Origin of the sequence: Devosia sp. (assembly GCF_014860165.1) — a bacterium.
Taxonomy (GTDB): Bacteria; Pseudomonadota; Alphaproteobacteria; order Rhizobiales; family Devosiaceae; genus Devosia.
Genome location: NZ_JACZKG010000045.1, coordinates 1 through 21,183 on the forward strand (window position 1 = coordinate 1; position 21,183 = coordinate 21,183).

At 63.9% G+C, this 21,183-nt stretch carries 21 protein-coding genes; 8 read left to right on the forward strand and 13 right to left on the reverse strand.

All coding sequences use genetic code 11. The annotated features are described in order from the left end of the window. The first annotated feature begins 32 nt into the window (after positions 1-32). From IH615_RS10710 to IH615_RS10720, 3 genes are read left to right on the forward strand one after another with little or no spacing between them, the layout of a single operon-like run. Positions 33-650, forward strand: coding sequence for an isochorismatase family cysteine hydrolase (locus tag IH615_RS10710; RefSeq protein ID WP_291361896.1), 618 nt, complete (start codon positions 33-35; stop codon positions 648-650). Next, complete coding sequence (gene hpxZ / locus IH615_RS10715; protein WP_291361859.1) at positions 647-1,024, forward strand: oxalurate catabolism protein HpxZ; 378 nt, start codon at positions 647-649, stop codon at positions 1,022-1,024. The genes IH615_RS10710 and hpxZ overlap by 4 nt, the downstream gene beginning before the upstream one ends. 22 nt (positions 1,025-1,046) lie before the next feature. After that, complete coding sequence (locus IH615_RS10720) at positions 1,047-1,706, forward strand: GntR family transcriptional regulator (RefSeq protein WP_291361860.1); 660 nt, start codon at positions 1,047-1,049, stop codon at positions 1,704-1,706. On the opposite strand, the gene IH615_RS10725 is transcribed toward IH615_RS10720, so the two are convergent. From IH615_RS10725 to IH615_RS10750, 6 genes are all read right to left on the reverse strand, one after another. Further along, on the reverse strand, positions 1,703-2,512 hold the full coding sequence (locus tag IH615_RS10725; protein ID WP_291361861.1) for a GNAT family N-acetyltransferase: 810 nt from the start codon (positions 2,510-2,512) through the stop codon (positions 1,703-1,705). The two genes, IH615_RS10720 and IH615_RS10725, sit on opposite strands and share 4 nt — an antisense overlap. Continuing rightward, the gene (locus IH615_RS10730) at positions 2,509-3,240 is read right to left on the reverse strand and encodes an aspartate/glutamate racemase family protein (RefSeq protein ID WP_291361897.1); all 732 of its coding nucleotides are present in this window, start codon (positions 3,238-3,240) and stop codon (positions 2,509-2,511) included. The genes IH615_RS10725 and IH615_RS10730 overlap by 4 nt, the downstream gene beginning before the upstream one ends. Beyond that, positions 3,240-4,058: an ABC transporter permease gene (locus IH615_RS10735; protein ID WP_291361862.1), complete on the reverse strand. Its 819-nt coding sequence runs from the start codon at positions 4,056-4,058 to the stop codon at positions 3,240-3,242. The genes IH615_RS10730 and IH615_RS10735 overlap by 1 nt, the downstream gene beginning before the upstream one ends. 3 nt (positions 4,059-4,061) lie before the next feature. Continuing rightward, positions 4,062-4,919: an ABC transporter permease gene (locus IH615_RS10740; RefSeq protein WP_291361863.1), complete on the reverse strand. Its 858-nt coding sequence runs from the start codon at positions 4,917-4,919 to the stop codon at positions 4,062-4,064. Positions 4,920-5,101: 182 nt separating this feature from the next. Beyond that, on the reverse strand, positions 5,102-6,391 hold the full coding sequence (locus IH615_RS10745; RefSeq protein ID WP_291361864.1) for a PotD/PotF family extracellular solute-binding protein: 1,290 nt from the start codon (positions 6,389-6,391) through the stop codon (positions 5,102-5,104). A gap of 30 nt (positions 6,392-6,421) precedes the next feature. Beyond that, positions 6,422-7,510: an ABC transporter ATP-binding protein gene (locus IH615_RS10750; protein WP_291361865.1), complete on the reverse strand. Its 1,089-nt coding sequence runs from the start codon at positions 7,508-7,510 to the stop codon at positions 6,422-6,424. A gap of 250 nt (positions 7,511-7,760) precedes the next feature. On the opposite strand from IH615_RS10750, the gene IH615_RS10755 reads away from it, so the two are divergent. Next, positions 7,761-8,489 carry a GntR family transcriptional regulator gene (locus tag IH615_RS10755; protein ID WP_291361866.1) on the forward strand — a complete coding sequence of 243 codons (729 nt, stop codon included), beginning with the start codon at positions 7,761-7,763 and terminating at the stop codon, positions 8,487-8,489. A 12-nt stretch (positions 8,490-8,501) separates the two neighbouring features. On the opposite strand, the gene IH615_RS10760 is transcribed toward IH615_RS10755, so the two are convergent. The 7 genes from IH615_RS10760 to IH615_RS10790 all read right to left on the reverse strand — a co-directional run bounded on the left by IH615_RS10760 (position 8,502) and on the right by IH615_RS10790 (position 16,388). Then, positions 8,502-9,746 carry an OpgC domain-containing protein gene (locus IH615_RS10760; RefSeq protein ID WP_291361867.1) on the reverse strand — a complete coding sequence of 415 codons (1,245 nt, stop codon included), beginning with the start codon at positions 9,744-9,746 and terminating at the stop codon, positions 8,502-8,504. Continuing rightward, complete coding sequence (gene mdoH, locus IH615_RS10765; RefSeq protein ID WP_291361868.1) at positions 9,733-11,499, reverse strand: glucans biosynthesis glucosyltransferase MdoH; 1,767 nt, start codon at positions 11,497-11,499, stop codon at positions 9,733-9,735. The genes IH615_RS10760 and mdoH overlap by 14 nt, the downstream gene beginning before the upstream one ends. A 17-nt stretch (positions 11,500-11,516) precedes the next feature. Further along, positions 11,517-11,654 carry a hypothetical protein gene (locus IH615_RS10770; protein ID WP_291361869.1) on the reverse strand — a complete coding sequence of 46 codons (138 nt, stop codon included), beginning with the start codon at positions 11,652-11,654 and terminating at the stop codon, positions 11,517-11,519. After that, positions 11,651-13,246 carry a glucan biosynthesis protein G gene (locus tag IH615_RS10775; RefSeq protein ID WP_291361870.1) on the reverse strand — a complete coding sequence of 532 codons (1,596 nt, stop codon included), beginning with the start codon at positions 13,244-13,246 and terminating at the stop codon, positions 11,651-11,653. The genes IH615_RS10770 and IH615_RS10775 overlap by 4 nt, the downstream gene beginning before the upstream one ends. Positions 13,247-13,563: 317 nt before the next feature. Further along, the gene (locus IH615_RS10780) at positions 13,564-14,505 is read right to left on the reverse strand and encodes a sugar-binding protein (RefSeq protein WP_291361871.1); all 942 of its coding nucleotides are present in this window, start codon (positions 14,503-14,505) and stop codon (positions 13,564-13,566) included. Positions 14,506-14,616: 111 nt separating this feature from the next. Further along, on the reverse strand, positions 14,617-15,648 hold the full coding sequence (locus IH615_RS10785) for an ABC transporter permease (protein WP_291361872.1): 1,032 nt from the start codon (positions 15,646-15,648) through the stop codon (positions 14,617-14,619). Then, on the reverse strand, positions 15,648-16,388 hold the full coding sequence (locus tag IH615_RS10790) for an ATP-binding cassette domain-containing protein (RefSeq protein WP_291361873.1): 741 nt from the start codon (positions 16,386-16,388) through the stop codon (positions 15,648-15,650). The genes IH615_RS10785 and IH615_RS10790 overlap by 1 nt, the downstream gene beginning before the upstream one ends. Positions 16,389-16,853: 465 nt before the next feature. On the opposite strand from IH615_RS10790, the gene ugpB reads away from it, so the two are divergent. The 4 genes from ugpB to ugpC all read left to right on the forward strand — a co-directional run bounded on the left by ugpB (position 16,854) and on the right by ugpC (position 21,088). Further along, on the forward strand, positions 16,854-18,182 hold the full coding sequence (gene ugpB / locus IH615_RS10795) for a sn-glycerol-3-phosphate ABC transporter substrate-binding protein UgpB (protein ID WP_291361874.1): 1,329 nt from the start codon (positions 16,854-16,856) through the stop codon (positions 18,180-18,182). A gap of 114 nt (positions 18,183-18,296) precedes the next feature. After that, positions 18,297-19,181 carry a sn-glycerol-3-phosphate ABC transporter permease UgpA gene (ugpA, locus tag IH615_RS10800; protein WP_291361875.1) on the forward strand — a complete coding sequence of 295 codons (885 nt, stop codon included), beginning with the start codon at positions 18,297-18,299 and terminating at the stop codon, positions 19,179-19,181. Positions 19,182-19,193: 12 nt separating this feature from the next. Further along, positions 19,194-20,042, forward strand: coding sequence for a sn-glycerol-3-phosphate ABC transporter permease UgpE (gene ugpE, locus IH615_RS10805; RefSeq protein WP_291361876.1), 849 nt, complete (start codon positions 19,194-19,196; stop codon positions 20,040-20,042). 5 nt (positions 20,043-20,047) lie between these two features. After that, positions 20,048-21,088 carry a sn-glycerol-3-phosphate ABC transporter ATP-binding protein UgpC gene (ugpC, locus tag IH615_RS10810; protein WP_291361877.1) on the forward strand — a complete coding sequence of 347 codons (1,041 nt, stop codon included), beginning with the start codon at positions 20,048-20,050 and terminating at the stop codon, positions 21,086-21,088. Positions 21,089-21,183: the final 95 nt, after the last annotated feature.

Genomic DNA, 21,183 nt, shown 5'->3' on the forward strand with positions numbered 1-21,183 from the left:
ATCCATATAAGCTCGACCCCGCCCATACCGCGCTGGTCGTCATCGACATGCAGCGTGATTTCATAGAGCCCGGCGGCTTTGGCGCCAGTCTCGGCAACAATGTCGCCTTGCTGGAAGCCATTATTCCCACCGCCGCCGAACTGATCGCCTTGTTCCGCCGCCAGGGCTGGGCAATCGTCCACACGCGCGAGGCGCACCGGCCTGACCTCAGCGATTGCCCACCCGCCAAGATTGCCCGCGGCAAGCCGGGTATGCGGATCGGCGAGATGGGCGCCATGGGCCGCATCCTGATCGCGGGCGAACCGGGCAACCAGATCGTCGATGCCCTGGCGCCTCTGCCGGGTGAGATCGTCATCGACAAGCCGGGCAAAGGCATGTTCTGGGCCACCGGCATCCATGAGACGCTGCAGGGCATGGGCATCACCCACTTGGTCTTTGCCGGCGTCACCACGGAAGTGTGCGTCCAGACCTCGATGCGCGAGGCCAATGACCGGGGCTATGAATGCCTGCTGATCGAGGACGCCACCGAGAGCTACTTTCCCGCCTTCAAGGCGGCCACCGTCGAGATGATTGCGGCCCAGGGCGGCATTGTCGGCTGGGTGACGCCCCTCGCCCAGCTGGCGGCCGCCGTCGAAAGCGTGTCGGCATGATCCTCAACGATCCAGCCGTGGTCGCCGAGGTGCGCGACGCTTTTGAGCGCTACGAGCGCGCGCTGCTGGCCCATGATGCTGATGTGCTGGACGCCATGTTCGTGCAGCGCGCCGATACCGTGCGCTATGGCGTCGGCGAGATCCAGTATGGCATTGATGCGATCCGCGCCTTCCGCGCCCAGCAGCATCCGTTCACGCGGACGCTCGACAGCCTTGTCATCGTCACCTATGGCAGCGATGTTGCCACCGCCTCCACCCTGTTCTATCGGGAGGACTTTCCCGGCCAGGTCGGGCGGCAGCAGCAGACGTGGCTGCGCACAGCAGCGGGTTGGTGCGTGGCGGCCGCCCATGTCAGCATGATGCCCAAGACGTGAATCACAGAAAGACTCAGAGAGCGTGATCAAGCGCCCCCGCACATCGGCCGAGGACATAAGGCAGCAACTGGCGGCCCGCATCATTTGCGGCGAACTGGCGCCCGGCACGCCGCTCGACGAAACCAGCCTTGCCAGCGAGTTCTCGGTATCGCGCACCCCCATCCGCGAGGCGCTGCGCCTCTTGGCGGCCAGCGGGTTGATCGACCAGAAGCCGCATGCCCGCGCGCTCGTCGCCAAGCCCGACGACGCGACGCTGGCAGGGATGTTCGAAGTCATGGCCTATCTCGAGGCACTGTGTGCCGGCCTCTCCGCGGTCGCCATGACCGCCGCCGAGCGCGAGGCGCTCGATGCGCTGCATATCAGCATGGCCCACATCGTCCGCGAGGGCGATCATGCCGGCTATGTCGAGGCCAATGAAGCGTTCCACTCGGCCATTTATGACGGGGCGCACAACGGCTATCTGGCGGAGGTGACGCGCTCGACCCGGCAGCGATTGCAGCCGTTCCGTCGCGCGCAATTCCAGGCGCTGGGCCGGCTCAGCCGGTCCCATGCCGAGCATGGCGTGGTGGTCGACGCGATCCTGCAGGGTGATCGCGCCAAGGCCGAATGGGCCATGCGCCAGCATATCGCCATCGTCGAGGATGCCTACCAGGACCTGCGGGCGACAGGCAGCCGCCGCTAACCCAGTTCGAGGCTGGTGACGCCAAAGACGCGATCGAGGCTGATGGTTGGCGCCGGGCCACGATACATGCGGGTGGTCTGAAAGCCGGGGCTGAAGCCGCGGGCCGAAAGCGCCGCCAGCCAATCGGTCTGAACCGCGGGGACATCGATGTGGAGGGGGCCCGACAGGGTATCGATGATATCGACGGCCGCCGCGACGGTGTGGGCGAACAGTGGGCCGAGCTTGGCACCGTCACGGCATGGCCGCACCACGCCATAGGCGTCCACGACACCATCTGCATGATGCAGGAAACTGCGGTTTGGTGGGGCGAGCCAATGTTGCAGGAAGGCCCGGCGCGGGGCCGGGAAACACTGCCTGTCGAGTCTCGCAATATCCTCCGGCGTCGCGGGTGACAGCGCGGTGGGAGGACGGCCGGGTGGCAGCGTCCCGCTCATGCGGATGGTTTGATAGGCGGGGACAAAGCCCATGCTGGCATAGTTGGCCTGCTGTTCGGGGACGCCGTCCAGGCCGATGGTGCGCTTGGCGAGATAGGCCATGCCCCTGTCCCAGACCGCCTTGCCATGGCCCTGCCCGCGCCAGTCGGGATGGCAGATATAGAGCCCGATGAAGCCGAAATTGGCGTCATAGGCCACGGCCGAAATGCCCGCGACCATGACGCCATCGGCAAAGGCGCCGAAAAAACCATGGGGATCGGCTGCCTGGAAGGCGGCCGCGTCACCAAGGCCCGGATTCCAGCTTTCGGCCGCGGCCCAATCAAGCAGCGTGGCGATTTCGGACAGATCGAGGTTGCGGATCGTCCGGTTCATGCCGGGGCGAATTCGCTGAGCGCGCCGAGATAGGGTTTTGGCACGGGCGCGGCATAGGCGCCGCGCTTGCTGGTGGTGAGGCCCAGGGCGATCAGGGCCTCGGCCTGCTTGACGGCCGCGCCGACGCCGTCGATCACAGGCATGCCGAATTCGGCCTGCAGGGTGCGCGCCAGGTCGGCCATGCCGGCGCAGCCCAGCACGATCGCCTCGGCATTGTCCTCGCCGATGGCGCGGACGATTTCGTTGCGCAGGCGGTCGCGGGCGCCGGAATTGGGGTCTTCCAGCGCCAGCACGGCGATATTGGCGGCGCGGATGCGGGCGCGGCCGGCCATGCCATAGCGCTGCGCCAGTTCCTCGATCGGCACGCGGGAGCGCTCCATGGTGGTGACCACGGTGAAGCGCTTGGCGATGAAGGCGGCGGTGGCCAGGGCGGCCTCGCAGATGCCGATGACGGGAATGGTCGCCATCGCCCGGGCCGCGTCGAGGCCGGTATCGTCGAAGCAGGCGATGACCGCGGCCTGGGCCCCTGCACGCTGCGCCGCCGCGATTTCGCGCAGCAGCCCGGGCAGCGCGAAGGCCTCGTCGTAATAGCCTTCGATGGAGACCGGCCCCATGCTGGAGGTGATCGCGACGATTTCGGTATTCGCCGCCGCGACCTGCCGCGCCGCATCGGCAATGGTCGCCGTCATGCTTGATGTGGTGTTGGGATTGATGACGGCGATGGAAATCATGCGCGGGCCCGGCGGCGGTTGACGATGAGAATAGCGCCGAGCGTCACCATGATCACCAGGAATGAGAACAGCGTCGTCACCGTGCCCAGGGCATAGAGGACGGGCGTCGTAACGTTGGTGGTCATGCCGTAGATTTCGAGCGGCAGGGTGTTGGAGCTGCCCGAGGTCATCAGGGTGCGGGCGAATTCGTCATAGCTCAACGAGAAACCAAAGAGGCCAACGCCGATCAGGCTCGGGGCGATCATCGGCAGCACCACATGGTAGAAGGTCTGCCACGAACTGGCGCCAAGATCGCGCGCGGCTTCCTCGTAGGAGGGCGAGAAGCGGTTGAAGACGGCGAACATGATCAGCACGCCAAAGGGCAGCGTCCAGGTGAGATGGGCGCCATAGGCGGAAGTGAACCAGGCCGGGCGCCAGCCGATCTGCTGGAACAGCACGCCGATGCCCAGCGAGACAATGATGGAGGGGACCACCAGGCTCGCCACCGTCAGGTAGAAGAGCGGGCTGGCGCCGACGAACCGCCGGCGAAAGGCGAGGCCCGCGAGGAGCGACACGAGCACGGTTGCCGTCATGACCATCAACCCCAGCGCGAATGAGCGGCCGAAGCTGGCGCCGAAATTGCCGACGGCCTGGGTCTCGAACAAGTTCTGGAACCAGCGCAGCGATACGCCATTGAGCGGGAAGGTCAGCCCGCCCTGCGGACCCTGGAAGCTGAGGATGAACACGGCCGAGAGCGGGCCATAGAGGAACAGCACGAAGAGTCCGAAGAAGGCTGCAAGCACATAGAAAGAAATCGGGCGGCTTTCTCGATGCATGCTTCAGAGCTCCTTGCGGATATCGACGATGCGGAGGATGCCTGCGACCATTGAGAGCACCAGCACCAGCAGCACGATGGCATTGGCGGCGGCGGCCGGATATTGCAGCAGCGACATCTGGTTACGCATCATCAGTGCCACCGAAGCGCTCTGGCCGCCGCTCATCACCTGCACGGTGGAAAAATCGGCCATGACCAGGGTGACCACGAAGATGGTGCCGATGGCGATGCCCGGCTTGGCCAGCGGCAGGATGACATTCCAGATGATCTGCCAATCCCTGGCGCCAGCATCGCGTGCGGCCTCGACCAGGGATTTGTCGATGCGCATCATGGTGTTGAAGATCGGGGTGACCATGAACAGCGTATAGAGATGCACCATGGCGAGGATCACGGCGAAATCGGAATAGAGCAGCCACTCAATGGGCTGGTCGATGACACCGGCCCCGACGAGGCCCGAATTGACCAGCCCGTTGCGGCCCAGCACAGGGATCCAGGAGATCATGCGGATGATGTTGGAGGTGAGGAAGGGCACGGTGCAGACCAGGAACAGCACCATCTGCATGGTCGCGGTCTTGACGTGGAAGGCCAGGAAATAGGCGACCCAGAAGCCGAGGAACGCCGTGATGGCCCAGACGATGGCGGCAAATTTCAGGGTATTGCCGTAGGTCTTCCAGGTGACCCAGGAGCCGAGCGTCTCGGCATAGTTGAAGGTGACGAAATCGGGATACATGCCGGCAAAGTCGTAGTCCCAGAAACTGACGACGAGCAGCAGCAGGATGGGGATGGCGAGGAAGAAGCCGAGGATAAGAAGGAGAGGGGTGGCCTGCAGGTAGGGCGTGGCGCGTGTCAGCAGGTTGTTCATTGGACTGTCCTCTGCATCAGCGTTGCATCCTTCCTCGTACCCACAGTTCCATCGTCATTGCCCGGCAATCCATGCTTCGGCACGCGCTGGGAATGGATCACCCGGACAAGCCGGGTGATGACGCTGTGGAGGCGGTGTGCCCCATGAGGGCGGGACCCTGCCGATGACAGAGCCCCATCTCATCAAGCGGCGATGAACTCGTTCCAGCGGCGGACCATGTAGCGGTCTTCGTCCATCACCGAGTTCCAGCAGGCGACCTTGCCCATGCGTTCTTCGAAGGAGCCGCCGTCACGCACGGCGCCGGCCTTTTCCATCACGGTGCCATCGGGTGCCTTGATCTCGCCAACGGCCGGCTTGCCTTCGATCCAGTAGCCCCATTCGTCCTCGGACATGTATTCCTTGGCCGTTTCCATGGCGGCGGAATAGTAGCCTTGGCGGTTGAGATAGCCGCCGACCCAGCCGGAGGTGTACCAGTTGATATATTCGTAGGCCGCGTCGAGCTGGGCGCCCTGCAGATGCGCGGCGAGGCCCAGGCCACCACCCCAGGAGCGATAGCCTTCCTTGAGCGGCTGGTATTTGCAGGCGATGCCCTTGGAGCGCACGGCGGCGACGGCCGGCGACCACATGGACTGGATCACCACTTCCCCTGAGCTCATCAGGTTCACCGACTCGTCGAAGCTCTTCCAGAAGGCGCGGAACTGGCCGTCCTGCTTGGCCTTGATCAGGAAATCGATGGTGGCGTCGATTTCGGCCGTGGTCATGTTGCCCTTGTCGCCATAGGTGATGTTGCCCATGGCTTCCATGATCATCGCCGCATCCATGATGCCGATCGAGGGCACGTTGATGATGGCCGTCTTGCCCTTGAAGGCCGGGTCCATGATGTCGGCCCAGGTGGTGATGTCGCGGCCGACGAGGTCGGGGCGAATGCCGAGGGTGTCGGCATTGTAGATCGTCGGGACCATGGTGAACCAGCCGGTCTCGCCCTTGGCGAATTCCTTGCTGTCTGCGCTCTCGACGAAGCCCACCGTATGCGGGGCCGTGCCCTGGGCGATGACGCTATCGGGCAAAAGCTTGCCGGTTTTGAACAGCGGTACGATCTTGTCGTAATAGGTCAGCCTGGAGGTATCCATCGGCTGGATCACGCCCGTCGGGAACACCTTCTTGAGGATCCAGTATTCGATATCGGCGATGTCGTAGCTGTCGGGCTGGGTTACGGCGCGCTGGGCGGCGGCGTCGGAGTCCGTCGCCGTCATCTCGAGCGTGATGCCGAGGTCTTCCTTGCACTTTTCGGCAATGGCATTGAGGTTGGACACGCCGGTGCCGAACTGGCGCAGGGTGATCGGGTTCTGCGCCCAGATGGTGGGGAAGCCGGTGATGGCGCCCGAGCCGACGGCGGCGCCGGCCATGGCGGCCGCGCCTGATTTGAGCAGGTTGCGGCGGGTAATGCCTGAGGTCTTGGTCGTCTCTGTCATAGCCTAATGTCCCTGTTTGCTGGCTTGTGATTACGAATTGAGCGGACCGAGGATGATGGCGTCCCCGGCGTCCCAATGGAGGGGCACCGCATCGCCCACGGCGACTGGCGTCGCGTAGTAGGCGGTGTCGGTGATGATGGCGGTGAATTCGGCGATACCGGCGCCTTCGATGGTGAGTTTGATGGTGCCCCCGCGATATTCGAGGTTGGTGACGATGCCGGTGAAGCCCAGGCCCTTGACGGGGCTTTCGCCGATCCGGACGTGATCGGTGCGGATGGCAGCATCGACATCGGAGCCGGCGGGCCGCGGTTCCCCCGACGCCGAGAAGGTCCCGCCGCCGACCACCTCGAAACTGACGAGCCCGTTGGACGAGCCGACCACCTTGCCCGCGATCACGTTGTGATCGCCCATGAAGCGGGCGACGAAGGCAGTGGCGGGGCGCTCGAACACCTCGCGGGGGCTCGCGGCCTGTTCGATACGGCCGTCATTCATCACCACGATGAGGTCGGCCAGGGCCATGGCCTCTTCCTGGCTATGGGTGACGTGGACGAAGGTGATGCCGAGCTGCTTCTGCAGCTTCTTGAGCTCGGCCCGCATGCGGATCTTGAGGAAGGGATCGAGCGCCGAGAGCGGCTCATCGAGCAGCAGCGCCTCCGGATCGGTGATCAGCGCGCGGGCCAGGGCGACGCGTTGCTGCTGGCCGCCGGAAAGCTGCGCCGGCTTTCTGTTAGCATAGGCGTCCATCTGCATGAGCTTGAGCATGTCGAGGGCACGCGCCCGGCGCATGTCCTTGCCAATGCCGGCCATCTTGAGGCTGAAGGCGACGTTGTCGACGAGGTCGAGATGGGGAAACAGCGCATAGGACTGGAACATCATGGCCGTGCCGCGTTTGGCCGGCGGCAGATGGGTCACCACGTCCTTGCCAAGCACGATATCGCCGATGGAGACGCTTTCATGCCCGGCGATCATGCGCAGGGTCGAGGTCTTGCCGCAGCCGGAGGGGCCGAGCAGGCAGCAATAGCTCCCGGCGGGTATCTTGAGGCTGATGGCATCGACGGCAGTGGTCTTGCCGTAGATCTTGGAAACCGAAGCGAGATCGATCTCGGCGGCTTTCGACATCCAGTCGTCTCCCGTTTGTCGGGACATGACTATGCATCCGCCATGCCAGTCGGCGGCGCGGGGGTTAACCTGCTGTTACAGTTCAGAAATCGCGGATCATCGGCGTTGTACGATTTATGGGCAGCACTCGTTTTTGCTCGATTTGTGGGCACGTGTTCCCATCACGCGCCGAAATTGTATGCAATCTTGTCTTGTGACTGTATGCGACTTCTCGCTTTCGCGGCGCGACGAATGACCCTATGAATGACGCATGACGCTCGCCGACCAGACCTTCGCCCTGCCGCCCGTTGCCGAGGATCGCGCTGCGATGATCCGCGACCACCTGCGCGATGCCATTGTCGATCGCCGGCTGGCGCCGGGCACCAAGCTCAACGAGGCCGAAGTCGGGACGCTGTTCGATGTCAGCCGCACAGTGGTGCGCGCCGCCTTGCAGGCGCTGGCCTTTGAGGGGCTGGTCAAGACCGAGCGCAATCGCGGGGCCTTCGTCGCCAATCCGACGCCGGAAGAGGCGCGGCAGGTCTTTGCCTCACGGCGCCTGATCGAGCCGGGACTGGCGCTCGCCGCCGCCCAGCGCATCACCAGCGGCGAGGTTGCTGCCTTCCGCGAGCGGCTGCACCATGAGAGCGAATTGCTGCATCAGCGCGGGCCGACGGCGCGGCGCGCGGAAATCCACGCATCCGGCGATTTTCACCTGCTGCTGGCCAAGGTGGCGGGCAATGCCATCCTGCTGCGCTTCATGGAAGAACTGGTCGCCCGCTCATCGCTGGTCATCGCACTCTATGGCCGCTCGGGCGCTTCGAGCTGCGGCCATGGCGACCACGGCAATATCCTGGCGGCGCTCGAGCAGCGCGATGGCGAGCTCGCCGGCCGGCTGCTGCTCACCCATATCGACCATATCGAGGCCGATCTCGACCTGCGCAATACCAGCAACCTGGCGCTGCGCGACGCCCTGGTCACCGACGCGCACAGGCTGCCCTGACAGGGCGCCCGCCTAGGCGCGGGATTGGGTGGCGGCATTTCGAGACGACGCCCTGAGCTCGGCGGTGCGGGTCAGCACCCAGGCGAGGGCAAGCAGGACCAGAAGTCCGCCGCCCAGGACGAGGCCATCGAACAGGGGATCGGGTTGGCGCGGCGTCTTGACCACCTGCAGGAACATGCTGATCACCGTGCCGGCGGCGAACACCGCCAGGCCCTGCCGTCCAAGCAGCCGGAATGGCGCCGCGATCGAGGAGGCGGCAATGGTCCGCATGATGGGCAGGTGGCCGAGCACATAGAACAGAGCCAGGGCATGCAGCAGCCGCGGCAGAGCCAGGAAGGTCTTGTCAAACCAGGTGATGTAAAAGGGCGCGCCGGCATCGGCGATCATGGTCAGGCCGCTGCGGCCGAGGGCGCCCAGTTCCGGAATCCGGACCCAGAGCAGGACGAAGGCAACGAAGGCCGCCGCGAGGCCGAACAGCACCGGATGATAAGGCACAAAGCGCTTGCCCGCCTTCAGGGCGACGCCCGACAGCAGGCCAACGACGAACAGGAACTGCCAGGACAGCGGGTTGAAGAACCAGCCACCGGAGGTGGGGAAGTTCGGCAGATTGAGGCGGAACTGGCCGGCGACCACCCACAGGGCAACCGACAGCAGCAGCAACACCCACGGGCGGCGCAGGCCGATCACGAGAAAGACCGGTGTGGCCAGCAGCAGCACGGTGTAGAGCGGCAGGATGTTGAGATAGCCCAGTTGGTGGGTCAGCAGCGGAATGCCGATCAGCGTGCTCAGGGGCTTGCCGTAAATCGGGGCGATATTGTTCGTCTGCATCACTTCGGGCAGGCCGAACCACAGGGCGGCGGCGGCGAAGATGCCCAGGCACAGCATGGTGATGGTGATGTGCACGAAGTAGAGCTGCCGGGCACGGGCCCAGACTTTGGCAATGGCCAGCCACAGATTGCCCGTGCGGAAGCCATTGGAATAGGCCAGCCCCGCCGCCATGCCCGACATGAACACGAAAGCCTCGGCCGCGTCCGAGAAGCCGAAATTGCGGTTGGTGAAATTCTCGTAAATGGTGCCCGGCACGTGATTGATGAAGATCATCACCAGGGCAATGCCGCGAAACATATCGAGGCGGGCATCGCGGCCCACTGGCGCGCCGGCGACATCGCGCGCGGCAGCGGGCGACCAGATGGCGCGCATCCAGGCGGGGCCGAGCAGGCCAGCGGAGCGATGGACCGTGGTATCAGGCAGGGACATGGCTAGCCGTTCTCAGCGGGAGCAGCGGGGATTCGGTTTCCAGCGGGATGCCGGGAATGGCCCAGGCCGACAGGATGGCGCGCTGCTCGACCAGAACCGGCGGCGGCGTGATCTCGATTTCCGTGCGGAAGGGCAGCGGCAGATTTCGGTCCGATGGGCGCGAGGTCGCCGAAATCAGCAGGGGGGCGACCATGGCCGGCAGCATGGCGGGCGCCACCCAGACCGCCACTGCGGGGGCGAAGGCAAGCGTGCCGCCAAGGGCCAGCGTGGCCAGGGCGACGATCCACCAGCTGGCGCGGAACGCCTCGGCGACGCCGACCCAGTTCTGCCCGCGCCCGGTGGGCGGCCAGCCGCCATCGAGCCCCAGCACAACCTGCGCCACGGCGCGGGTCTGCAGCAGTAGCATGGTGGGCGCCAATAGCGTCGACAGCGCGATCTCGCCCAGCACCGACAACAGTGCGAGCGGTGTGCCGCCGAAACGGCGGTTCTCGCCATCGAGCGCGCCGCGGATCAGGATCAGCATCTTGGGCAGGACAAGGATGGCGGCCACGGCAATGCCCAGGGCCCAGACCTCCACCAGCGGGACGCCCAGCCCTGCCAGGACGGGCGGCTGCTCGGGCATGACGCCCGCGACGATGCTGGTGATCAGTAAAGCCAGCCAGAGCGGGGAAGCCAGATAGGCCATGATGCCCTGGATGAAGGTAAACCGGCTCCACACCTTGAGACCCGGCGCGGCCAGCAATCGGCCATGCTGCAGGTTGCCCTGGCACCAGCGGCGGTCGCGCTTGGCATATTCGATCAGGTTTTCGGGGCCCTCTTCATAGGACCCCTGCAGCCATGGATCGACCTCAACCTTCCAGCCAGCGCGCGAGAGCAGCGCGGCTTCGACATAGTCGTGGCTGAGGATGTGGCCGCCAAAGGGTGGCGTGCCCGAGAGTTCGGGCAGGCCGCAGCTCGCCGCAAAGGCGCGCATGCGAACGATGGCGTTGTGACCCCAATAGGGACCTTCCCGCCCCTGCATCAGCGCGGCGCCGCGGGCAAAGGTGGGGGACAGGTAGGAGGCCGCGAACTGGATGGAGCGGCCGAACACGGTACGGGCATTGATGATGCGCGGCACGGTCTGCAGCAGGCCGAGCTCCGGATCTTCCTCCATCCGGCGCATCATGGCCACGATGGTGGCCCCTTCCATCAGGCTGTCGGCATCCAGGATCAGCGCATAGTCGTAGGCGCCGCCCGAGTGGGCGATGAAATCCTCGATATTGCCGGCCTTGCGGCCGATATTGCGCTCGCGGCGCCGATAGAAGATGCGGCCTTCGCTTTGCGGTTCCTGCCGCAGGCGGTCGAACCACACCGCCTCCTGCGTGGCGCAGTCCATGGCCTGGGTGTCCGACAGCACGGCGAAGTGGAAATGTTCGGCCTGGCCTTCGGCGATCAGGCTGCGGTTCATTGCGGCGATGCGCGAGAAGGTGGCGACCGGATCTTCGTTGTAGATCGGCACCAGGATGGCGGTGCGGCCCGAAAGCGGCGCCACCGAGGGCGTGACTTTGGGCCTGAGCCGGAAGACGCCGAGCACGGCGGCGGCGCTGCCCCAGACCAGCCAGAAGCCGCTGATGGCCACCAGCAGGCAGCGCAGCAGGTCAAGCGCGTTGAGGCTCCCCTCCCCCGCCAGGCGCAGGAACAGGTAACTGCCGACCAAGCTGAAACCCAGCGCGGTGAGCAGGGCGCCGCAACGGAACAGGACGGGCCAACCCATGGGTCGATGTGTCTCGATCAACGCCCGGCGAACGCTGACAGCGTGTCGCGCAGGACCCTGAACAGGGAGCGGCGATATTCCAGCTGCTGCTTGGGCATTTGGAGGGGCGCGTCGGGAAGGGCGTTGGCGAAGGGAAATTCGGTGGTGTGCTTCATGCGAGGGGTCTCCACTGGTAGAGCCAGGTTTCAGTCAGCTTCTTCCCCAAACCAACAAGGTAGGCCTTGAGCTCGAGCGGCGCGACGCCGTCGGTCTCAACGTCCATGACCAGTCGCCAGACGCCGTTGGCGTCGACGCGTGACAGCACGGAATTGCGCATCACGCCGCCGCTGCCGATGGTCGCGAGCACATCTATCGGCGTTCCCGGCGAAAATGTGTCCAGCTCGCCGCCCTTGAAGTCGACGACGAACTTGCGGAGGCTGGCAGCATTCTCCACGCCCGATACCCCGCCGACGCCGGCGCGGGTCTCGGCGACATAGGCCGTCGGCGCGTTCGGGTCCGGATCGAGATTGCCCCAGATCAGCCGATAGGCATATTCGCGCGACTGCCCAGCCAAAGCCGGCTCGGCCGGAATCCAGAAGGCGACGATATTGTCGTCGGCTTCCAGCTTGGCCGGAATCTCGATTAGGCGGACCATGCCCTGGCCCCACTGGCCCTGTGGCTCGACCCGCAGCGAGGGCCGCCGCTCGTAGTGAGCACCGGCATCCTGGTAGGATTGGAAATCGCGCCCGCGCTGATAGAGGCCGAATGCCTGAGGGTTGTTTTCCCAGAAGTAGGAATTGCCCAGCGTCGGGCCATTGTTGAGGGCGCGCCACATGACTTCGCCGCCCTCCCGCTCAACGAGCAGGCCGTTGCTGTCATGCACCTGGGGACGATAGTCATCGAAGCCGCCGCGATTGGCCTCGGCATAGAGGAACATGGAGGTGAGCGGGGCAACGCCCAGCTCCTTGACGTCGGCGCGGAAATAGAGCCGCGCCCTCACATCCATGGTGGTTTCCTGCGCGGCATCGCTGGCCGGGGTGATGACGAAGCGATAGGCGCCGGTGACACTCTGGCTGTCGAGCGCGGCATAGACCGTCAAAGGCCCGCCAGGCTGGGGTTTTTCGACATAGAATTCGGAGAAGCGCGGGAATTCCTCGGGCAGGTCGACCCAGGAATTGAGCACGAGGCCGCGGGCGCTCAGGCCGTAGATGTTGTCGCGGCCGAGCGAGCGGAAGTAGCTGGCGCCCAGGAAGGAGACCAGTTCGTCATAGGCCTCGGGCCGGTTGAGCGGATAGTTGACGCGGAAGCCGGCGACCCCGGGGAAGTCCTGGGACTGGGCCGCCTCGGCCACGGCAGTGTCATAATACTGAAAATCAGATGCGCTAAAGTCCACGGGACGGGCCTTGCCCGCCTGGACCTCGAAGACCTTTACCGGCTCGGCATAGAGCCAGCCCAGATGGAAGGCCTGCAGGCGGTAGCCGGCATTGTCATCGGCCCATTTGCCAGCATCGGCGCGATACTGGATCTTCCGGTAGGCGTCATAATCGAGCTGCTGGAAAGCCTCGGGGAGAGCGGCTGTAACCGGCGTAAACGGGGCCTTGGCGAGCTCCTGCATGCGCGCGCTGAAGCTGTCATAATCGAAGGCAAATTCGCTCTGATCCTGCGCCAGGGCTGGCTGAGTCAGCGATGTCGTGGAGAGGAGGAAAGCGGAGGCGCCAAGGCCTTTGAGGATCTGACGACGATTGGGCAGGTTGGAGTAAGGCTTCACCGGGCATCCCTGTCAGTGACGAACCGCCGTGTTCTTGGGTAAAGCTCGAACGCCCGCTAGGCTAAAAAGTTGTTGCATGCGCTCCATGCGCCAATCGCATAGATCGCGACGCAGTCGAACGCTGCGTGCCGGTCATGGACTGGCTGGGCAATGTTGTCGGTCTCGGGGAACAATCTTGGCCGTTATGGTCGATCAGCAGGAGCGACTGACGCTCGATCAAGCTGCTGTCGGCGACTCGGGGCGGTCACGGGACGGCGCCAGGAATCAAAAGCCCGGCCGCCCTGGAAAGGGCGACCGGGCTATGTGAAGGCCGAGCCTTACTTCAGGAATTCATCGACGTTTGCGGCGGTGACGACGTCATTGCCGGTGTAGATGATTTCTTCAACGGTCTCGCCGTTCTTGATGGCGAGCAGGGTGTCCATGGCCTTCTGGCCCATTTCGTAGGGACGCTGGCCAACCAGGCCATGCGCATAGCCTTCCTTGAGCAGCTGCAGCTGCTGGGGCAGCGTGTCGGCGACGACGAGCGCCAGGGCGCCGCTGTCGACGTCTGCCTTGTACTGGTCGACGAAGTTCTTCCAGCCATCGGGAGCGAACATCGGCCAGCCGCCGACCGGCACAATTGCCTTGATGTCGGGGTTGGCGGTCTTGAGGTCGCCCATCTGCTGCACGGCAAGCGCGATGTCGTCGTTCGAGAAGGTCGGCGAGCCGGGGACTTCAGTCCAGGCCGAACCGGCCAGGGCTTCGCGAACGCCATCGACGCGCAGGGCAAGGTTCGGAGCAGCAGCGCCGCCCGAGATCATGCCATAGGTGCCGCCTTCGGGAGCAACCTGCAGCAGCAGCTTGCCCAGGTCGACGCCGAACAGCTTGTTGTCGGTGCCGACATAGGCGGTACGGGTGCTGTCGGGAGCGTCGGAGTCGAAGGTGATGACGGCGATACCGGCTGCGGTGGCGCGATCGATCACGGTGGTGGCGGCAGCGATATCGGATACGGAGATGGCCAGGCCATCAACGCCCTGGGTGATCAGATCTTCGATGATCTGGGCCTGGGTGGTGGCTTCGTGCTCAACCGGACCGATATACATGCAGGTCACGTTGCCCAGTTCCTTGGCACGGGCTTCGCAACCATCACGGGTCAGGTCGAAGAACGGGTTGTTCATGGCCTTGGGCACGACGGCGAAGGTAAAGGTGTCCTGGGCAATGGCAGTGCCGCCGAGGAACATCGAGGCGATCGTGCCGAGCACGATTGCTGTCTTAGTCATGGTAGTCTCCTCCAAACGAACCGGACATTTGTCCGGGTTTTGCACCGGCGAAGACGCTTCGCCGGCCTCCCTTCGGCGCCCGGTTGAGCCGGGCGGCGATACGTTGCGTCGTCAGCCGTTGCGCATCGACCGCAGGCGGTCGACCAGCACGGCAGCGACGATGATTGCGCCCACCAGGGCCTGCTGCCAGTAGGGGTCGACGCGCGCCAGGACGAGCCCGTTGCGGATGACCTCGATGAGAATGCAGCCGATGATGGCGCCTGCCGCGCCACCGACGCCGCCGGCGAGGTTGGCGCCGCCGATGACGGCTGCGGCGATGATGGTCAGCTCATAGGCGGTGGCGAGGTTGGCCGGGGCCGAGCCCAGCCAGCCCGAAATGATGATGCCGTTGACGCCTGCGGCCAGCGAGCACAGCACGTAAACCTGGATCTTGACCCGGTCGACGTTGACGCCGGTGAGACGCCCCGCGCTTTCGTTGCTGCCGATGGCGAAAACATGCTTGCCCCAGGCCGTGTGATTGAGCGCCACCCACATGACCAGCGCACAGATCAGCAGATAGATGAAGGCGATCGGTACGACATCGAACACCTTGCCGGCGGTGACGAGCAGGAACAGTTCCTTGTCAGGGCCGGTCGGGAACGCACCGCGACCCTGCGTCGCCACGTAGACCAGCCCGCGCACCATGGACAGCGTGCCCAAAGTGGTGACGAACGGGCTGAGCTTGAGCTTGGCGATGGTCAGGCCGTTGAACAGGCCAACGGCACCGGCCGCTGCCAGCCCGGCGAGAACCGAGAGCACCAGCGAACTGCCGGGGAAGGGGTAGAAATTGGCACCGGCCATCGAGCCCATCACGATCGAGGTGACAGTAGCCGAGAGCGCGATGGTCGAGCCAACCGACAGGTCGATGCCACCGGTGATGATGACCAGTGTGATGCCGAGCGTCGCGATGGCGATGAACGAGAAATTGCGGGTTATGTTGGACAGGTTGCCGGCTGTCAGGAAATTGGGCGACAGCAGGCTCATCACGATCATGAGCACGACCAGGGCCGCCAGCACATAGGCCGACTGGCTGGCGAGAAAACCGCGCTGCCAGAACTTGGTGACGCCGACATTGGAAAAAGTCTGAACGTTGGGTCCAGCCATCACGCAGCCTCCTTAGCCCCGGTAATGAGTGCAGTAACTTCCTCGGGCGAGGAGCTGGCGATTGGCTTGTCGGCCACCTTGGTGCCCCGCCGCATGACGATGACGCGCTCGCAGACGGCAAAGACGTCGGGCATGCGGTGGGAAATCAGGATCACGGCAATGCCGGCATCCTTGAGGCGGTGAATGAGACTGAGGACCTCGGCCACCTGGCGCACCGAGATGGCCGCCGTGGGTTCGTCCATCAGCACGAGCTTGGCATCGGACAGGCGGGTGCGGGCGATGGCGACGGCCTGGCGTTGGCCACCCGACATCTGCCGCACATAGTCGCCAGCCCGCGTCTCGGACTTGAGTTCGGCAAAAAGCTCGGAAGCTCGGGCGTTCATGGCGGCGTGCCGCAGGAAGCGGAACGGGCCGATATTGTATTTCAGCTCCCGGCCCAGGAAGATGTTCTCCGCCGCCGTCAGGTTATCGGCCAGGGCCAGATCCTGGTAGACGGTCTCGATGCCCAGCTTGCGAGCCTCGCCCGGGCTGCCGATATCGGCCGTGACGCCGTCAAAAGTCAGCGAGCCACCGGTGGGGTGATAGATGCCGGAGATAATCTTGACCAAGGTCGACTTGCCTGCGCCGTTGTCGCCCATGAGGCCAACGACCTCGCCGGGCTGAATGGCGAAGCTGACATCCGACAGTGCACGGATGGCGCCAAATTCCTTGGTCACGCCTTCCAGTTTCAGTAGCGCCAAGTAGTAGTCCTCCTCACTGGCGTAGACGCTGCGATACCCCAAGCCTGCGCCGCGCGTATGGCGCAGCTCAGCCAACCGACGCGAAGCTGCGCGACGGAAAAGTTCTCAGCGATTTAGGCGATCCTCCCAGATCGCCCTGAATACAGCAGAGATTGAAAAGTAATACAATATCATATTTGTTCTATTTTTTCGATTGTCGACCGAAATCCACCGCTACGCATACCTGCCGCCAACTTTGCCGCGTTAAGGGGGACCGATCGCCAGAGCACTGGGGCAACCGAGTTCCAAGCAAGCGCAGTCAGTGTCATCTGACTTTCATATGAGCGTGTTTAAAGGCGCGGAGGCCGTTCATCGCCTCATTCTGTGTTCACTTGAACATCCCCTTTGCCAAATGAACATCGCGTTGCTACCAATTGGCAATGCGAGGACGGAGATCCTTTGCTTAATAACAGGAGGAACGACCCCATGAAGAAACTAGGACTGCTGCTGTCGACAGCCATGATCGCAGCGCTCGCCCAGGCTCCCCAGGCCGCCGCCCAGACCGAGATCGCCTGGTGGCACGCCATGGATGCCGAGCTGGGCAAGAAGCTCGAAGAAATCGCCACCGGCTTCAACGAGAGCCAGTCGGAATTCAAGATCGTGCCGAGCTACAAGGGCACCTATCCCGAGACGCTGACCGCCGCCATCGCCGCGTTCCGTGCCAACGAGCAGCCTGCCATTGTCCAGGTCTTCGAAGTGGGCACCGGCACGATGATGGCCGCCAAGGGCGCCGTCTACCCGGTCTACCAGCTCATGGCCGACAATGGCGAGCCGTGGGATCCGAGCGGCTTCCTCGCCCCGGTCACCGGCTACTATTCGGACGTGGACGGCAACATCCTGTCGATGCCGTTCAACTCCTCCACCCCGATCATGTACTACAACAAGGACGTGTTCGAGAAAGCCGGCCTTGATCCCGAAACCCCGCCCAAGACCTGGGCCGAGCTCGAAACCATGAGCCGCCAGATCATGGAATCGGGCGCCGCCCCCTGTGGCTTCACCAGCGGCTGGATCACCTGGGTGCAGACGGAAAACCTGTCGGCCATCCACGACCAGCCGTTCGGCACGCTCGACAACGGCTTTGGTGGTCTCGAAACCGAGTTCAGCTTCAACGGCCCCGTGCAGGTCAAGCACTGGGACAATCTGAAGAAGTGGGCGGATGAAGGCCTGTTCCAATATGGCGGCCCGGTGGGCGGCGGCGATGCCCCGCCAAAGTTCTACGCCCAGGAATGCGCCATCTACATGAACTCTTCGGCCTCGCGCGCTGGCGTGATCAACAACTCCAAGGAGTTCGAGGTCGGCTTCGCACCCCTGCCCTATTATGACGACGTGATCACCGAGCCGAAGAATTCGATCATCGGCGGCGCGACACTCTGGGCGCTCAATGGCAAGGATCCTGAAGTCTACAAGGGCGTCGCCCAGTTCTTCACCTATCTGAGCCAGCCTGAAGTTCAGGCTGCCTGGCACCAGGCGACCGGCTACCTGCCGATCACCAACGCTGCCTATGATCTCGGCCAGGAGCAGGGCTACTACGAGCAGAACCCGGGTTCGGACATCGCCATCCAGCAGATCACCCGCGGCACGCCGACGGCCAATTCCAAGGGCGTTCGCTTCGGCAACCTGACCCAGGCCCGCACCGTGGTGGATGAAGAGTTCGAAGCCATGCTGGCCGGCAACAAGACCGCCCAGGAAGCGCTGGACGCAGCCGTCGAACGCGGCAACCAGATCCTGCGCGACTTCCAGGCCGCCAACCAATAGGCCTGTTGGCCCCTCCCAAGCCCGCTTCACCCTCTCCCGAGAGGGTGAAGCGCCAGTATTGCCGCAAGGCGACAGCGTAGCTGCGCCGGGCGCGGCCCCAGAACGAGGCGGAGCATGCAGGCCAAGCGAACAGTCTTTCCCAACAAGGGTCTCCCCTACCTGCTGCTCGTACCGCAGCTGGCGGTGACGCTGATCTTCTTCATCTGGCCAGCGCTGCAGGCGGTGAAGTCGTCCTTCGAGCGCGAGGACCCGTTCGGCTTCAAGACCACCTTCGTCTGGTTCGAGAACTACCGTCGGCTGTTCATCGACCCGCTCTATCTCAGCACAGTCAGCAAGACCGCAATCTTTGCCGTCAGCGTGACGGCACTCTCCATGTCGCTGTCCCTGATCCTCGCGGTCGCGGTGAACCGGGTGCTGCGCACAAACAGGCTCTACACGACGCTACTGGTATGGCCCTATGCGGTCGCGCCGGTCGTGGTGGGCATATTGTGGTGGTTCATGTTCAACCCCACCATCGGCATAGCGCCCTATATGCTGCGCGCCGTCGGCATCAGCTGGAACCACCGCGTTGATGGCGTGGATGCGATGGTCCTGATCATTATCGCGGCGAGCTGGAAGCAGATTTCCTACAACTTCCTGTTCTTCGTCGCCGGTCTGCAATCGGTGCCGCAATCGCTCATCGAAGCGGCAGCCATTGATGGCGCTGGGCCGTTCAAGCGGTTCTGGACCATCGTCTTCCCGCTGCTGGCGCCCACGACCTTCTTCCTGCTGATCGTCAACATCAACTACGCCATGTTCGACACATTCGGCATCATCGACGCCACCACCCAGGGCGGGCCGGCACAGGCGACCAATACGCTGGTCTACAAGGTCTATACCGACGGCTTCATCGGGCTGAACATCGGCTCGTCCTCGGCCCAGTCGGTAGTGCTGATGATCATCGTCATCGCCCTCACCGCCATCCAGTTCCGCTACGTCGAGCGGCGCATTCAGTATTAGGGAGCGGCCAAAATGATCGAAAACAGACCTTTCCTGGCCTTCCTCACCCATCTGGTGCTGATCCTGGGCGTCGTCATCGTGGTGTTCCCTGTCTATCTGGCCTTCGTGGCCTCCACGCATGGCAGCGGCGACTTCATGCGCGGCCTCGTGCCGCTGCTGCCTGGCCCGCACATGATCGAAAACTACAGCTTCATGCTCAATGAGGGCATCTCCACCGCCGGGGCGCCGCCGCTGTCGATCATGCTGCTGAACTCGCTGGTGATGGCCATTTCCATCGCGGTGGGCAAAATCATCATTTCGATCCTGTCCGCCTATGCCATCGTGTTCTTCAAGTTCCCATTCCGGCTGCTGGCCTTCTGGACCATCTTCATCACCCTGATGCTGCCGGTCGAGGTGCGCATCATTCCCACCTTCAAGGTGGTGGCCGATCTGGGCATGCTCAATTCCTATCCGGGCCTGATCATCCCGCTGATCGCCTCGGCGACCGCCACATTCCTGTTCCGGCAATTCTTCCTCACCGTTCCGGATGAACTGATGGAAGCCGCGCGGGTCGACGGGGCCGGGCCGATGAAGTTCTTCCGCGATATCCTGCTGCCGCTCAGCCGGACCAATATCGCGGCGCTCTTCGTCATCCTCTTCATCTATGGCTGGGTGCAGTATCTGTGGCCGCTGCTGGTGACCACCGACAGCCGCTATTACACGATCGTCATGGGTATCAAGCGGCTGGCGGCTACCGCCGATGCCGAGCCGCAGTGGAACTTCGTCATGGCCGCGGTGATCCTGGCCATGCTGCCCCCCGTCCTCGTCGTCATCCTGATGCAGCGCCTGTTCGTCAAAGGCCTGGTCGAAACCGAGAAATAAATATCATGGCAAGCATCGACATCACGGGCGTCAAGAAAATCTATGCCGGCGGCGTCACCGCCATCCATAACCTCGACCTCGCCATACCCGACGGGGAGCTGGTGGTGCTGGTGGGGCCATCGGGCTGCGGCAAGTCCACCCTGCTGCGGATGATTGCCGGGCTTGAGGCGATCAGCGAGGGCACGATCGCCATCGACGGCACCGTGGTCAACGCCAAGGAGCCGGCGGAACGCGATATCGCCATGGTGTTCCAGAACTATGCGCTCTATCCGCATATGACGGTACGCGGCAATCTCGAATACGGGCTCAAGAACCGGGGGACGCCGCGTGACGAGATCGACCGACGCGTCAACGAAGCCGCGCGCATTCTCGAAATCGCGCCTTTCCTCGACCGGCGCCCGCGCCAGCTATCGGGCGGGCAGCGCCAGCGCGTGGCCATGGGCCGGGCCATCGTGCGCCAGCCCAAGGCCTTCCTGTTCGACGAGCCGCTGAGCAACCTCGACGCCAAACTGCGCGGGCAGATGCGAATCGAGATCAAGCGGCTGCAGCGCAACCTGGCGACGACCAGCGTCTATGTCACCCATGACCAGCTCGAAGCCATGACCCTGGCCGACCGGCTGGTGGTGATGAATGCCGGCCGGATCGAGCAGGTCGGCGCGCCACTGGCGCTCTACGAGCGCCCCGCCACCCTGTTTGTGGCTGGCTTCATCGGTTCGCCGCCGATGAACCTTATCGAGATCGACTACCTGCGCGACAAGGGCGCTCTCACCCTGCCAGAGGGTACCGACCTGGTCGGCATTCGTCCCGACACCATCCAGCTGACCCAGCCCGAGGGTCCACACCTGGTGATGCATGCCACCGTCGAGCTCTACGAACCGATCGGCGGGGAAAGCCACCTGCATATGCGGCTCGAGGGCAGCGGCCAGTTGATCGTGGCCGCAGTGCCGGCACGCACCGCGGTGACCGAGGGCGCCAAGGCCGTGCTGTATGTGAGCATGAGCGACCTGCATCCATTCAACAAGGAAACGGGGCGCCGCACCGACTGACACTGGGCGTCACCAGGGGACAGACAGATGATCAACAGCGGACCTCGGAGCACCGGGGAAGTTCAGTCGCGGCGCGGCGTGATCGTGGCAGCGCA

Coding starts and splice junctions, on each gene's coding strand:
- hpxZ (WP_291361859.1), top strand. CDS start 647: ATGATCCTCAACGATCCAGCCGTGGTCGCCGAGGTGCGCGACGCTTTT.
- IH615_RS10725 (WP_291361861.1), bottom strand. CDS start 2,512: ATGAACCGGACGATCCGCAACCTCGATCTGTCCGAAATCGCCACGCTG.
- IH615_RS10735 (WP_291361862.1), bottom strand. CDS start 4,058: ATGCATCGAGAAAGCCGCCCGATTTCTTTCTATGTGCTTGCAGCCTTC.
- IH615_RS10740 (WP_291361863.1), bottom strand. CDS start 4,919: ATGAACAACCTGCTGACACGCGCCACGCCCTACCTGCAGGCCACCCCT.
- IH615_RS10745 (WP_291361864.1), bottom strand. CDS start 6,391: ATGACAGAGACGACCAAGACCTCAGGCATTACCCGCCGCAACCTGCTC.
- IH615_RS10750 (WP_291361865.1), bottom strand. CDS start 7,510: ATGTCGAAAGCCGCCGAGATCGATCTCGCTTCGGTTTCCAAGATCTAC.
- IH615_RS10755 (WP_291361866.1), top strand. CDS start 7,761: ATGACGCTCGCCGACCAGACCTTCGCCCTGCCGCCCGTTGCCGAGGAT.
- IH615_RS10760 (WP_291361867.1), bottom strand. CDS start 9,746: ATGTCCCTGCCTGATACCACGGTCCATCGCTCCGCTGGCCTGCTCGGC.
- mdoH (WP_291361868.1), bottom strand. CDS start 11,499: ATGGGTTGGCCCGTCCTGTTCCGTTGCGGCGCCCTGCTCACCGCGCTG.
- IH615_RS10770 (WP_291361869.1), bottom strand. CDS start 11,654: ATGAAGCACACCACCGAATTTCCCTTCGCCAACGCCCTTCCCGACGCG.
- IH615_RS10780 (WP_291361871.1), bottom strand. CDS start 14,505: ATGACTAAGACAGCAATCGTGCTCGGCACGATCGCCTCGATGTTCCTC.
- IH615_RS10785 (WP_291361872.1), bottom strand. CDS start 15,648: ATGGCTGGACCCAACGTTCAGACTTTTTCCAATGTCGGCGTCACCAAG.
- ugpB (WP_291361874.1), top strand. CDS start 16,854: ATGAAGAAACTAGGACTGCTGCTGTCGACAGCCATGATCGCAGCGCTC.
- ugpA (WP_291361875.1), top strand. CDS start 18,297: ATGCAGGCCAAGCGAACAGTCTTTCCCAACAAGGGTCTCCCCTACCTG.
- ugpE (WP_291361876.1), top strand. CDS start 19,194: ATGATCGAAAACAGACCTTTCCTGGCCTTCCTCACCCATCTGGTGCTG.
- ugpC (WP_291361877.1), top strand. CDS start 20,048: ATGGCAAGCATCGACATCACGGGCGTCAAGAAAATCTATGCCGGCGGC.